The 13,124-nt window shown below is 69.9% G+C and carries 11 protein-coding genes; 5 read left to right on the top strand and 6 right to left on the bottom strand.

Going from position 1 to position 13,124, the window contains the following annotated elements:
* Window positions 1-41: 41 nt before the first annotated feature.
* Window positions 42-2,696, top strand: a complete 2,655-nt coding sequence (locus ACX28W_RS01505; protein ID WP_458996912.1) for a cellulose binding domain-containing protein — start codon at window positions 42-44, stop codon at window positions 2,694-2,696.
* 102 nt (window positions 2,697-2,798) lie between these two features.
* Here the strand turns inward: ACX28W_RS01505 and ACX28W_RS01510 are convergent, their stop codons facing one another.
* Window positions 2,799-4,670, bottom strand: a complete 1,872-nt coding sequence (locus tag ACX28W_RS01510; RefSeq protein WP_458996913.1) for a rhamnogalacturonan lyase — start codon at window positions 4,668-4,670, stop codon at window positions 2,799-2,801.
* A gap of 88 nt (window positions 4,671-4,758) precedes the next feature.
* On the bottom strand, window positions 4,759-5,703 hold the full coding sequence (locus ACX28W_RS01515) for a helix-turn-helix transcriptional regulator (RefSeq protein WP_458996914.1): 945 nt from the start codon (window positions 5,701-5,703) through the stop codon (window positions 4,759-4,761).
* 39 nt (window positions 5,704-5,742) lie between these two features.
* On the opposite strand from ACX28W_RS01515, the gene ACX28W_RS01520 reads away from it, so the two are divergent.
* Entirely contained in the window at window positions 5,743-6,222 is a 480-nt protein-coding gene (locus ACX28W_RS01520) for a hypothetical protein (RefSeq protein WP_458996915.1), read from the top strand.
* The gene (locus tag ACX28W_RS01525; protein WP_458996916.1) at window positions 6,219-6,689 is read left to right on the top strand and encodes a hypothetical protein; all 471 of its coding nucleotides are present in this window, start codon (window positions 6,219-6,221) and stop codon (window positions 6,687-6,689) included. The genes ACX28W_RS01520 and ACX28W_RS01525 overlap by 4 nt, the downstream gene beginning before the upstream one ends.
* A 574-nt stretch (window positions 6,690-7,263) precedes the next feature.
* On the opposite strand, the gene ACX28W_RS01530 is transcribed toward ACX28W_RS01525, so the two are convergent.
* Window positions 7,264-7,569: a 4a-hydroxytetrahydrobiopterin dehydratase gene (locus ACX28W_RS01530; RefSeq protein WP_362071040.1), complete on the bottom strand. Its 306-nt coding sequence runs from the start codon at window positions 7,567-7,569 to the stop codon at window positions 7,264-7,266.
* A gap of 86 nt (window positions 7,570-7,655) precedes the next feature.
* Complete coding sequence (locus tag ACX28W_RS01535) at window positions 7,656-8,792, bottom strand: ADP-ribosylglycohydrolase family protein (RefSeq protein WP_458996917.1); 1,137 nt, start codon at window positions 8,790-8,792, stop codon at window positions 7,656-7,658.
* A gap of 28 nt (window positions 8,793-8,820) precedes the next feature.
* On the opposite strand from ACX28W_RS01535, the gene ACX28W_RS01540 reads away from it, so the two are divergent.
* On the top strand, window positions 8,821-9,654 hold the full coding sequence (locus ACX28W_RS01540; RefSeq protein WP_458996918.1) for a helix-turn-helix domain-containing protein: 834 nt from the start codon (window positions 8,821-8,823) through the stop codon (window positions 9,652-9,654).
* A gap of 108 nt (window positions 9,655-9,762) precedes the next feature.
* Window positions 9,763-10,629 (top strand): helix-turn-helix domain-containing protein, encoded by an 867-nt coding sequence (locus ACX28W_RS01545; RefSeq protein ID WP_458996919.1) that lies wholly within the window; start codon window positions 9,763-9,765, stop codon window positions 10,627-10,629.
* Between the two features lie 42 nt (window positions 10,630-10,671).
* Here the strand turns inward: ACX28W_RS01545 and dnaK are convergent, their stop codons facing one another.
* Complete coding sequence (dnaK, locus tag ACX28W_RS01550) at window positions 10,672-12,543, bottom strand: molecular chaperone DnaK (RefSeq protein ID WP_458996920.1); 1,872 nt, start codon at window positions 12,541-12,543, stop codon at window positions 10,672-10,674.
* 147 nt (window positions 12,544-12,690) lie between these two features.
* Window positions 12,691-13,116, bottom strand: a complete 426-nt coding sequence (locus ACX28W_RS01555) for an OsmC family protein (RefSeq protein ID WP_362086492.1) — start codon at window positions 13,114-13,116, stop codon at window positions 12,691-12,693.
* Window positions 13,117-13,124 lie beyond the last annotated feature (8 nt).

Genomic DNA, 13,124 nt, shown 5'->3' on the forward strand with positions numbered 1-13,124 from the left:
CGGCCATCGTGCCGTTCTCCTCAAGAGAGGACCCCCCACCCGTGCGAAGAACCCGTATCCTCACGGCCGTGCTGGCGCTGGCCGCCGGCTTACTGGCGGGCAGCCCGCCCGCCCTCGCCGCGAGCACCCCGAAGGCAGCTCTCGCCGCCGACACGTACACCTGGAAGAACGCCCGGATCGACGGCGGCGGCTTCGTCCCCGGCATCGTCTTCAACCGCTCCGAGAAGAACCTCGCCTACGCCCGTACCGACATCGGCGGCGCCTACCGCTGGGCGGAGTCGACGAAGACCTGGACTCCCCTGCTCGACTCGATCGGCTGGAACGACTGGGGCCACACCGGAGTGGTCAGCCTCGCCTCGGACTCTGTCGACCCGAACAAGGTGTACGCCGCGGTCGGCACGTACACCAACAGCTGGGACCCCGGTAACGGGGCCGTGCTGCGTTCCTCCGACCGGGGCGCGAGCTGGCAGAAGGCCGACCTGCCCTTCAAGCTGGGCGGGAACATGCCGGGCCGCGGCATGGGCGAGCGGCTCGCGGTCGACCCCCACAAGAACAGCGTGCTGTATCTCGGCGCGCCGAGCGGCAAGGGTCTGTGGCGTTCGACGAACTCGGGCGCTTCGTGGTCGCAGGTGACCAACTTCCCCAACGTCGGCAACTACGTGCAGGATCCCACCGACACCAGCGGCTATGCCTCCGACAACCAGGGCATCGCCTGGGTCACCTTCGACGAGTCGACGGGTACCCCCGGGAACGCGACCCAGACCCTCTACGTCGGGGTCGCCGACAGGGACAACGCGGTCTACCGCTCGACGGACGCGGGAGCCACCTGGTCCCGCCTGGCGGGCCAGCCCACCGGCTATCTCGCCCACAAGGGTGTCCTCGACGCCACGAACGGCTACCTCTATCTCGCGTACAGCGACAAGGGCGGGCCGTACGACGGCGGCAAGGGCCAGCTGTGGCGGTACGCGACCGGCACCGGGACCTGGACGAACATCAGCCCGGTCGCGGAGGCCGACACCTACTACGGCTTCAGCGGGCTGACCGTCGACCGGCAGCACCCCGGCACCGTGATGGCGACGGCGTACAGCTCCTGGTGGCCGGACACACAGATCTTCCGCTCCACGGACAGCGGCGGCACCTGGACGAAGGCCTGGGACTACACCTCGTACCCCAACCGCTCGAACCGCTACACGATGGACGTCTCGTCGTCGCCGTGGCTGACCTTCGGCGCGAACCCCTCACCGCCCGAACAGTCCCCGAAACTCGGGTGGATGACCGAGGCGTTGGAGATCGACCCGTTCAACTCGGCCCGGATGATGTACGGAACGGGCGCGACGATCTACGGTACCGAGAATCTGACGAACTGGGACAGCGGCGGCCAGTTCACCATCAAGCCGATGGTGCAGGGCCTGGAGGAGACGGCGGTCAACGACCTCGCCTCTCCGCCGTCGGGAGCCCCGCTGCTCAGTGCGCTCGGTGACATCGGCGGCTTCCGGCACACCGATCTCACCAAGGTGCCGTCGATGATGTACACCTCGCCGAACTTCACCTCGACGACCAGCCTGGACCACGCCGAGTCGAACCCGAACACGGTGGTGCGCGTCGGCAACCTGGACTCGGGTCCGCATGTGGCGTTCTCGACGGACAACGGCGCCAACTGGTTCGCGGGCAGCGACCCTTCGGGCGTGAGCGGCGGCGGCACGGTCGCGGCGGCGTCCGACGGCAGCCGCTTCGTGTGGAGCCCGGCGGGCACCGGTGTGCAGTACACGACGGGCTTCGGTACGTCCTGGTCGGCGTCGAGCGGCATCCCGGCGGGCGCGATCGTGGAGTCGGACCGGGTGGACCCGAGGACTTTCTACGGCTTCAAGTCGGGGAAGTTCTATGTCAGTTCGGACGGCGGGGCCACCTTCACCGCCTCCGCGGCGACCGGCCTGCCCAATGGCGACAGTGTGCGCTTCAAGGCGCTGCCCGGCACGAAGGGCGACGTCTGGCTGGCGGGCGGTGCGAGCGACGGGGCGTACGGCCTGTGGCACTCGACGGACGGTGGCGCCACCTTCGCCAAGTTGTCGAACGTCGAACAGGCCGACACGATCGGCTTCGGCAAGGCGGCGACGGGAGCCTCGTACCAGACCCTGTACACCAGCGCGAAGATCGCCGGCGTACGCGGCATCTTCCGTTCCACGGACAAGGGCGCGACCTGGACCCGCATCAACGACGACACCCACCAGTGGGGTTGGACGGGCGCGGCGATCACAGGTGACCCTCGGGTGTACGGCCGCGTGTACGTGGCGACGAACGGCCGCGGGGTGATCTACGGTGACTCCTCCGACAGCGGCGAAGGGGACGGCGGCACGGATCCGACGCCGACACCGACCGGCGCCTGCGCGGTGACGTACACCATCACCAACCAGTGGTCGGGCGGTTTCCAGGCCGATGTCCAGCTCAGCAACACGGGGACGGGCGCTTGGTCGGGCTGGTCCCTGAACTGGACGTTCCCGAACGGACAGACGGTCTCCCAACTGTGGAACGCGGACTACACGCAGTCGGGTGCGGCGATGACGGCGAGGAACGTCGGCTGGAACGGCAACGTGGCGGCGGGTTCGTCGGTGAGCTTCGGATTCACCGGAAGCTGGTCGGGATCGAACACGGAACCGACGGCTTTCCAGCTGGGCGACCAGACCTGCACGGTGAGTTGAGCTCCGAGGGCGCGCGTCGTTTCCAGGAGCCGCAGAGCCGGTGCGAGGAGAGCCGACCGGGTGGGTGCGTGCCGCATGAACGAGGCACGCACCCACCGTCGTTCACGGCGTGTAGACCGTCGGCCGCGGTGCCGTCGGCATGCCGTTGCCGAGGAAGAAGCTCGGGTGCGGCGGCTGGTTGTAGGCGGTGTTTTGCCAGGCCAGACCCGTGCGGTACATCGTGTCGTGCAGCAGGGTCGTGATCTTCGTGCTGGTCTCGTACGGCGTCGAATAGATCCTCAGTGCCGTGTTGTCGCTGGTCGGCCAGACGACCTCCTCGCGCCAGTCGCCGAAGAGGTCGCCGGACAGGGACGGTGTCGCCTTGGTGCTGTTGTTGGAGTGGACCGAGGCTCCGGTCAGCAGGCGGGTGTCCGACGACGTGCCGTACTTGTCGATGTGGGTGCCGTCGAGGAGTTCGCGGACGGTGTCGCCGTCCCACCAGGACAGGAAGTTGGCGGAGGACGGCTCCCGGCCCTTGGTGGCGCCGGCCTCGTCACGGATGGAGGTGTCGGAGGCGGACCACACCTCGGCACCGTCGTTGCCCGCGTAGATGTCCCCGGCGACTCCGCGCCCGTTGTCGCAGCAGGCCGCGAGGCTCCAGTTGACCGTACCGTTGGCCGGGTTGATGTAGAGCTCGGCCGGCTGGGAGGTCGACTCCGAGACCTTGAAGTACTCCAGGCCCGCGTGCGACGGGTCGAGGTCACCCAGGTGCTGGGCGTCGCCGTGCCCGGTCCTGGTGGTCCACAGGGCGTTGCCGTTGTCGTCGACGGCCATCGCTCCGTAGACGATCTCGTCCTTGCCGTCGTTGTCGACGTCCCCGACGGACAGGCTGTGCGAGCCCTGACCGTCGTACCCCTTGCCGGTGTTGGTCGAGGAGTTGGTGTCGAAGGTCCAGCGGCGCGTGAAGGTTCCGTTCCGCCAGTCCCAGGCGGCGATGACGCTACGGGTGTAGTAGCCCCGCGCCATGATCAGGGACGGTCGGGCGCCGTCGAGGTAGGCGGTTCCGGCGAGGAAGCGGTCGACGCGGTTGCCGTACGAGTCGCCCCAGGAGGAGACCGTGCCGCGCGCCGGGACGTAGTCGACGGTGCCCATGGCCGCGCCCGTCTGACCGTTGAACATGGTCAGGTACTCGGGCCCGGACAGCACGTACCCGCTCGAGTTCCGGTAGTCGGCGGACGAGCTGCCGATGACCGTGCCCCGGCCGTCCGTCGTCCCGTCGGCCGTCTTCAGGGCGACCTCGGCCTTGCGGTCGCCGTCGTAGTCGTACACCTGGAACTGCGTGTAGTGCGCACCCGAGCGGATGTTCCGGCCGAGGTCGATACGCCACAGCCGGGTGCCGTCGAGCTTGATGCCGTCGATGATCGTGTTGCCGGTGTAGCCGGACTGGGAGTTGTCCTTGGCGTTGGTGGGCTGCCACTTGAGGACGAAGTCGAGCGCGCCGTCGCCGTCGAGGTCGCCGACGGAGGCGTCGTTGGCCTCGTAGGTGTAGGCGACTCCATCGGGGGTGGTGCCGCCCGCGGGCGGGGTGATGGGCACGTCCTTGTATCCGGTGCGGAACTGGATCGCGTGGACGGAGTCGGCCTGCTCCACGCCGCCCACGATCGCGCGGACCGTGTAGTCGGCCTGCGCGGGCGCTCCCGCGTGGAAGTAGTTCGTGGAGCCGGTGATCGGGGTCGAGTTGACCTTCGTACCGGCTCGGTAGACGTTGAACGAGACGTCGTTCGCGTCGGTGCCGAGCCAGCGCCAGCTGACCAGGTTGCCACTGTCGGTGTGGACGCTGACGACGCCCCGGTCGAGCGCCTCGACCTGCCGGGCGGTGGCCGCCTGGGCGGTTCCGGTGCCGAGGGCGGTGAGCCCGGCGGCGATGAGCGCGGCCGTCGCCGCCATCGCCGACCCGATCACGCGTCTGCGGTGCTGCCTTTGCGGGTGCTGCACGGTGGTTACCTCCTGAGAGGACAGACTGCTTCTGTTCCCTCAGTCGCCGCCGCGGGCAAAGAAGTTGCCGCCTTTTAGCAAGCGCTCTCTACGTATACAGGCGAGCCAGCGCGGCGACGGTGCGCGCGATGCGGTTCCGCAGCTCGGCCGGCTCCAGCACCTCGATCGCCGCGCCCAGGCGCAGGAACTCGTCGTGGGCATGGTCGACGGACTCGATGGGGACGGTGGCACGGGTCCAACCGTCCGCCTCCGTACGGCCGTTGGTCTCGACGGCACGGGCCGCCGGACCGGTGAGCCCGGTTCCCGGCGCCACCCGGACCACCGCCTCACCGCGGTGCAGCCGGTCATGGAAATCTCGTTGGTACGCGGTCCAGTACGCGGCCAGATCGAAGTCGGCGGGACGGGTGAACTCCTCGCCGAAGGTGGCGAGTTCGAGGATCTGGTCGACACGGAACGTACGTGGTCCGGGTCCCGCCACGGCGTACCAGCGGCCCGCCTTCAGGACGAGGCCGTACGGTTCCAGGCGGCGCTCCACGTCGGTGGGTTCGCGCCAGCGGCGGTACCGGACGTGCAGGACGCGGCAGTTCCATACGGCGTCGGCGACGGCGGGGAGATGCGGGGTCACGTCGGCGTCCGCGTACCAGCCGGGCGCGTCGAGGTGGAAGCGGCCGCTGATCCGGTCGGCGTGCTCACGCAGCTCGCGCGGGAGGGCGGCGCGCACTTTCAGCTGGGCGGCGGCAAGCACCGACCCGAGGCCGAGCTCGGCGGCGGGGCCGGGGACGCCCGCGAGGAAAAGGGCCTCGGCTTCGTCGGTGGTGAGGCCGGTGAGGCGGGTGCGGTAGCCGTCGAGGAGCTGGTAGCCGCCCGCGTGGCCCGCGTCCCCGTACAGCGGGACGCCCGCCGCGTGCAGCGACTCCACATCCCGGTACACCGTCCGCACCGACACCTCCAGCTCGTCGGCGAGCTGGGCGGCTGTCATGCGGCCACGGGTCTGCAGGAGCAGCAGGATGGACACCAATCGGCTGGACTTCACTGACACAGGATGTCAGTGAAGCGGGCCTAGCGTCCTGCCATGCCGTTCACCGAGAAACTCCTGACCGCGCCGCCGCCCATCGAGGTGGCGGGGCGGCACATCAAGCGCTACCACGTCACCGCGGACCCGGCCGGGATCGCGCCCGACGTCGAGCGGGCGGCGTACGCGATACTGCCGAAGCTGCTCCCGGAGCCGGACGGCACCCCGCCCGCGACCTTCGTCGTGCTGCACCGGGGCGGCGACGACGGCGCATACCTCAACGCGTACAGCTGGGTGTGGGACAACGTCCTGCACTTCCGGGGCGCGGCGGCGGGCCAGCCGGTGCTGGGCTGCCCGGACCGGGACCCCTCGCACTTCGTCACCCCCGACCTGCCCTGGATCGGCTGTGTCTGGGAGCTGCCGCCGATCCTGCACGAACGCGACGCCTGGGTGCGGCACATGCTCGCGCCCGACACCCCCGACCTCGACGCCTACCTCGCCGACTCGCTCCCCGACGGCACGACGGGAGACCGCTCATGAGCACCGCACACGACTTCGACTTCCTTCACGGCGAGTGGGACGTCCACCATCGCCGTCTGACGGACTTCCTCGATGCCGACAGCGGCTGGGAGGAGTTCTTGGCCACAAGCCGCTGCTGGAGCCTGTTCGAAGGGGCCGCGAACATCGACGAGTTGACGGTGCCGGGTCAGGGATGGGCGGGGCTCACCCTGCGGCTCTTCGATCCCGCGGCGCGGCAGTGGTCGCTGAACTGGTCCTCCAGCCGCAGCGGGAAACTGTTCCCGCCGGTGGTCGGGCGGTTCGAGCCCGACGGGCGCGGCGTGTTCCTCGGGGACGACACGCACGCCGGGAAGGACGTGCGGGTGCGGTTCGTGTGGTCGGGGATCTCGGCGTCCACGGCCCGCTGGGAACAGGCCTTCTCCGTGGACGGGGACAAGACGTGGGTGACCAACTGGGTCATGGAGTTCACCCGGCGGAAGGCGTCCTGAGCGCGCGGGATCGGGAGGCTCAGGCCCTAGGGGGCTTCTGATGGATCTCCGCGGCGTCGCGACGCCCGGCACGCCCTCTCGCCGCACCGGACAAAAGCCCTAGTAGCTCCGCTACGAGGGCTTCCGCCCGGCACGCCGAGAGCACGCACCGAACGCCGCTCCTTCTCCCACGGAGATCCATCAGAAGCCCCCTAGCGGAACGCCCGCAGGGTGAACTCCGGTTCCGGGCGGGGTGCGTCCGGGTGCGGCAGCGCCTCGATGCGGTCGGAGAGCGCGGTGCCGCCGGCCGCGTGGACGACTCCGCCGCGGACGCGGCGGGCGAAACGGCGTGGGATCCTCCCCTGCCCCTCGCAGCAGGTGAGCGGGGTGTGGTGCGTGCAGCTGCAAGGCGGAGGAGGGAGTCGACGCGGAGCGATGGGGGTCCCCCCGCGCGAGCGAAGCCGAGCGTGGGGGAGAGTGACGACAACGCCGCAGATGCGCGCACCAGACCCCGCTCACCTGCGCCGACAAGGCGGAGCACGGCGTCCGCGGCCGCGGCGGCCCGGGGTTCACCGCTCGTAGTCCAGCACAGGAGTCAGCTTGCACCGTGATCCTGAGAGAGTGCCTCCACCCTGCGGGCGAGATGGAAGTCGAGCTCGGTGACGGCGCCGCCGACGCTGTGCGTGTTCACGGTGAGGGAGACCGTGTTGTAGCCGAGGGTGAGGTCGGAGTGGTGGTCGAGCTCCTCCTGCACCTGCGCGATGTGCACGACCATCGCGGTCGCCGCGAAGTGCGAGGCGAGCCGGTAGGAGCGGGCGAGGCGGTCTCCGTCCAGCGACCAGCCGAGCAGCTCCGTCAGCCGCTCCTCGATCTCCTGTTGCGACAGCGGTTCGACGGGCATGGCCTCGCTCCTTTCCTACGTCTTACGCTCTACGGTGCGACTGATCTTCAGCCTGCCACAGGGTGGCCGCCCGGTCGCGGCAACGATCAGCGCCGTACGCACTCCGTGGCGAAGTCGTCCGCCAGTGCGGCGATCTGTGCGCGGCCCTCGACCCGCTCCAGCCAGTCGTGCGGAAGCCCGTGGTCGCCGTGGCGGGCGCCCAGGAGGTTGCCGCAGATGGACCCGGTGGAGTCGCTGTCACCCGAGTGGTTCACGGAGAGGAGGAGGGCGTCGCGGACGCGGGGTGTGGCAAGGGCGCAGTACACCCCGATGGCCAGGGCCTCCTCGGCGATCCAGCCGGCGCCCAGCGTCTCCACCTTCTCGGCGCCGGGGTCACCCTCGCCGGCCAGGTCCAGGGCGCGTCGCAGGGCGGCCGTCGTCTCCTCGTGACCGGGGTGCCGGGCCAGCAGGCGCATCGCGCGCAGCACCGCGCCCTCCAGGGAGTCACCTGCGACCAGATGGACGACGATGGCGGCCAGAGCGCCGGCGGCGTAGTAGCCGGTGGGATGTCCGTGGGTCATCTGGGCGCAGCGGGCGGCGAGGCCGAACGCGAAGTCGTCCGACGCCGGGGCGAGCCCGAAGGGCGCCGAGCGCATCACGGCGCCGCACCCCTTGGAGTCGGGGTTGATCCTTCCGGGCGGGCCCAGTTCGAGGAGCGGGTCGGGGACGTAGTCCTCCTGCGCGAGCCCGGAGAGACAGGCGTTGCCGGGGGCGCGACGGGCGTACAGCCAGGATTGGGCGACGAGACCGCCGGTGGGGCCGGCGTACGTGCCGGACCCGTGGGCGGGTGTGCCGGCAGTTCGCGCAACGGCCATCGCGCTCGCCTCCGGTCCCGGCTTCTGTTGTGTGTGCAGCCAGCGCTCGTACGCCCACCGTGCCAGCCGCGCCGCGCCGCCGCCGATTCCCTTGAGGCGCTCGCGCCGGTGGGCCTGGGCGACGGCTTCGGCGGTGAACAGGGTCATCTGGGTGTCGTCGCTGACGCGCCCCACGACGCCCTCGCCGTCGGGCACCAGGCCCGTGACGCCTTTGGGGCCGTGGTCGACGCGGATGCGGTCCAGGGACGCGAACTCGATCGGGTAGCCGAGCGCGTCACCGATCGCCCCGCCGAGCAGACAGCCGCGCACGCGTGCCCGGTAGACGGCCTCGGCCTCCCAGGACAGGCGACGGTTCCACAGGTCGTTCACGCACCACTCCCTCGACTACGGTCCTCGTATGGCCATTGTCGCGTCCGGTCCCAGCACGCCCCCAACCAGCCCTGCCGGCAAGGGCGTCGGCCCCCTGCTGCGCGGCTGGCGGGAGCGGCGTCGGGTCAGCCAGCTGGAGCTCGCGTCGCGAGCCGGCTCCTCGGCCCGGCACATCAGCTTCATCGAGACCGGCCGCTCCCGCCCCAGCGAGGAGATGGTGCTGCGTCTGGCCGAACACCTCGACGTCCCGGTGCGGGAACGCAACGCGCTGCTGCTGGCCGCCGGCTACGCACCCCACTACCCGGAGACCCCGCTCGACGACCCGTCGATGGAGGCCCTGCGCCAGGGCGTGGAGCGGCTGATCCAGGGCTACGAGCCCTACCCGGCGCTGGTGGTCGACGCCACGTACACCGTGCTCGCCGCCAACCGGGGCATCGCCATGCTCCTGGACGGCATCCCCGAGTCGCTGCTCGCGCCGCCGCTCAACGCGATGCGGCTGACGCTGCACCCGGAGGGTCTGGCGCCGCGGATCCGCAATCACCGCGAGTGGCGCGACCACCTGCTCGCGCAGATGGAGCGCCAGATCGCCCTGCACCGCTCCGAGCCGCTGCGCGCGCTGTACGAGGAGGTGGCGGCGTACCCGGTAGGAGATCCGGATCCGACCGAAGAGGCAGCCAACGAGCCGACCGCCTATTTCGCGCTGCCGATGCGGATCGAGCACGAGGGTCGGATCCTGTCCTTCACGTCGTCGATCTCCACCTTCAACACCCCCATGGACGTGACGGTCGCCGAGCTGGCCATCGAGACGTTCCTGCCCGCGGATCCAGCCACGACCAAATACTTTCAGTCACTCGTCTCTTGACGGAGCGTCGCTGATCCGTTTGAGTCAATGCTTCCGTCGGACCCATGAGAGTCCGAGGGGAACATGACACACTGCGCGGAGTTTTTCGGCGCGTGGGGAGGGCGTTGCGTGAGTGAGCGGCGGGCTGCGCCCACCGTGGGTCAGGTGGTGCTCGGGCGGCGGTTGCAGGAGTTGCGCGAGGCCACCGGGCTCAAGCGCGAGGAGGCCGCGCGTGTGCTGCGCGTCGCCCCGGCGACCGTGCGGCGGATGGAGATGGCGGAGGTCTCCCTCAAGATCCCGTACCTGCAAGTGCTGTTGACGACGTACGGCGTGGCCGACGACGAGGTCGCCGCCTTCGTCGCGCTGGCCGAGGAGGCGAACCAGCCGGGCTGGTGGCAGCGGTTCCACGACGTGCTGCCGGACTGGTTCAGCATGCACGTCAGCCTGGAGGGAGCCGCCCGCCTGATCCGGTCGTACGAACCGCACTTCGTGCCGGGGCTGCTGCAGACCGAGCAGTACGCGCGCGCCGTGCTGAAGGCCGGGACGGTGGGACAGGCGGGGCCCGACGCCATCGAGCGGCATGTGACACTGCGCATGACCCGGCAGCAGCTGCTGCTGGGGCGGGAGAATCGGCCCCGTCTCTGGGTGATCATGGACGAGACCGCGCTGCGGCGGCCCGTGAGCATTCACGGCGAGGTCATGCGGGACCAGATCGACCGGCTCCTGGACGAGATGGAGAGCGACGACATCACGCTCCAGATCGCCGAGTACGCGAGCGGCCCGCACCCGGGGACATACACGTCCTTCGCTCTGTTCCGCTTCGCCGAGCCGGAACTGCCCGACATGGTCTACAGCGAGTATCTGACGGGCGCGCTCTATCTCGACTCGCGCCGTGAGGTGGCCATGCACCTGGAGGTCCTGGACCACATGGCGGCCCAGGCCGCCTCCGTCCCGCGCACCAAGGACATCCTCCGCAAGCTCCGCGACGAGTACTGAGCCGCAGGGCCGCGGCCCTGCCCCCGTACGCCCGCGGCCCCTTCACGTGCCGGTCGTGCCGCCTCTCGCCTCCCTCTCGTCGTCGATGATCTCCGCGTCCACCACGCCTTCCTCCTCGGCCGGGGTGTGCTCGGCGGGCGGCTCCTCCCGGGGGGTCTGCTGGGTCTGCGCGTACATCGCCTGGCCCATCTTCTGGCTGACGGTGGCGAGTTTCTCGACGCCGGCCCGCAGGGCGGCCGTGTCGGTGGCGGAGTCCGCCAGGAGGCGCTTCAGGTCGGCGATCGCGGACTCGACCTCCGGTTTGGTGTCGGAGGGTATGCGTTCGTCGTTGTCGCGGATGAACTTCTCGGTCTGGTAGACGAGTTGCTCGGCCTGGTTGCGGGTCTCCACCGTCTCCCGGCGCTTGCGGTCCTCCTCCGCGTACTGCTCGGCGTCCCGCATCATGCGGTCGATGTCGTCCTTGGGCAGCGCCGAACCGCCCGTCACCGTCATCTTCTGCTCGCGGCCGGTCCCGAGGTCCTTCGCGGAGACGTGCATGATTCCGTTGGCGTCGATGTCGAAGGCGACCTCGATCTGCGGGACCCCGCGCGGCGCGGGCGGCAGACCGGTGAGGTCGAAGACGCCGAGCTTCTTGTTGTACGCGGCGATCTCGCGCTCGCCCTGGTAGACCTGGATGCCCACCGAGGGCTGGTTGTCCGCGGCGGTGGTGAAGATCTCCGAACGCCGTGTCGGGATCGTCGTGTTGCGCTCGATGAGCTTGGTCATGATGCCGCCCTTGGTCTCGATGCCGAGGGACAGCGGGGTGACGTCGAGGAGCAGCACGTCCTTGACGTCGCCGCGGATGACGCCCGCCTGGAGCACGGCGCCCACGGCCACCACCTCATCGGGGTTGACGCCCTTGTGCGGGTCCTTGCCGGTGAGCTCCTTGACCAGGTCGGCGACCGCGGGCATCCGGGTCGAGCCGCCGACCAGGATGACGTGGTCGATCACGGCGATCTTCACGCCCGCGTCCTTCACCGCCTGGTGGAAGGGGGTCCTGCAGCGGTCGAGCAGGTCGGCGGTCAGCTCCTGGAACTGAGCTCGCGTCAGTCTCTCCTCCAGGTGCAGCGGGCCGTCGGCGGTGGCGGTGATGTAAGGCAGGTTGATGCTGGTCTCGGAGGAGCTGGACAGCTCGACCTTGGCCTTCTCGGCGCCCTCGCGCAGCCGTTGCAGCGCCATCTTGTCGTGGCCGAGGTCGATGCCGTACGACGCCTTGAAGCGTTGCGCGAGGTGTTCGACGATCCGCTGGTCCCAGTCGTCGCCGCCGAGCCGGGTGTCGCCGTTGGTGGCCTTGACCTCGATGACGCCGTCGCCGATCTCCAGGAGCGAGACGTCGAAGGTGCCACCGCCCAGGTCGAAGACGAGGACGGTCTGCTCCTCACCGCGGTCGAGCCCGTACGCGAGGGCGGCGGCCGTCGGCTCGTTGATGATCCGCAGAACCTTCAGGCCCGCGATCTCGCCGGCCTCCTTGGTGGCCTGGCGCTGGGCGTCGTCGAAATAGGCGGGCACGGTGATCACGGCGTCCGTGACGTCCTCGCCGAGATAGGCCTCCGCGTCCCGCTTCAGCTTCTGCAGCACCCGCGCCGACAGCTCCTGGGCGCGGTAGCGGGTGCCGTCGACGGAGCCCTGTTCGGGAAACCGCCAGCTCGCGTCGCCCATGTACCGCTTCACCGAGCGCGCGGTGCGCTCCACGTTCGTCACGGTCTGCCGCTTGGCGACCTCACCGACGAGCACCTCGCCGTTCTTGGCGAAGGCCACCACGGAGGGTGTGGTGCGCGCACCCTCCGCGTTGGCGACGACGGTGGGGTCGCCGCCTTCGAGGACGGCCACCACCGAGTTCGTCGTACCGAGGTCGATCCCGACCGCACGTGCCATGTCCGTCCCCTTCCGCCAGGGCGCTGCCCACTCTCAGCACAAAACTTGAGTGCCCACTTGTCAATGGGGCGTGCCCCCGCGCGGGCCTGGACATGACAGTGCCGCGCCCTCCCGGGGAGAGAGCGCGGCATGGGGTACGGACGCGCGTCAGGCGAGCTTGGCCGACAGGGTGATCGTCGTGCCGGTCAGGGCCTGGCTGACCGGGCAGCCCTTCTTCGCGTCCTCGGCCGCCGCGACGAAGCCGTCGTTGTCGAGGCCCGGCACCGTGCCCTCGACGGTGAGGTGGATGCCGGTGATGCCCTCGCCGGGCTGGAAGGTGACGTCGGCGTTGGTGACGAGCTTGGTGGGCGGGGTGCCGGCTCCCGCAAGGGCGTGCGACAGCGCCATGGAGAAGCAGCTGGAGTGGGCGGCCGCGATCAGCTCCTCGGGGCTGGTCTTGCCGTTCGCGTCCTGGGCCCGCGACGCCCACGTCACCGGCTGCTGGCCGATGCCGGAGGAGTCGAAGGTGACGACGCCGTTGCCCTCGAGCAGGTTGCCTTCCCACACGGTGTGTGCGGTGCGCGTGGTTGCCACGATGAATC

It is taken from the genome of Streptomyces sp. SD15, from assembly GCF_054462255.1.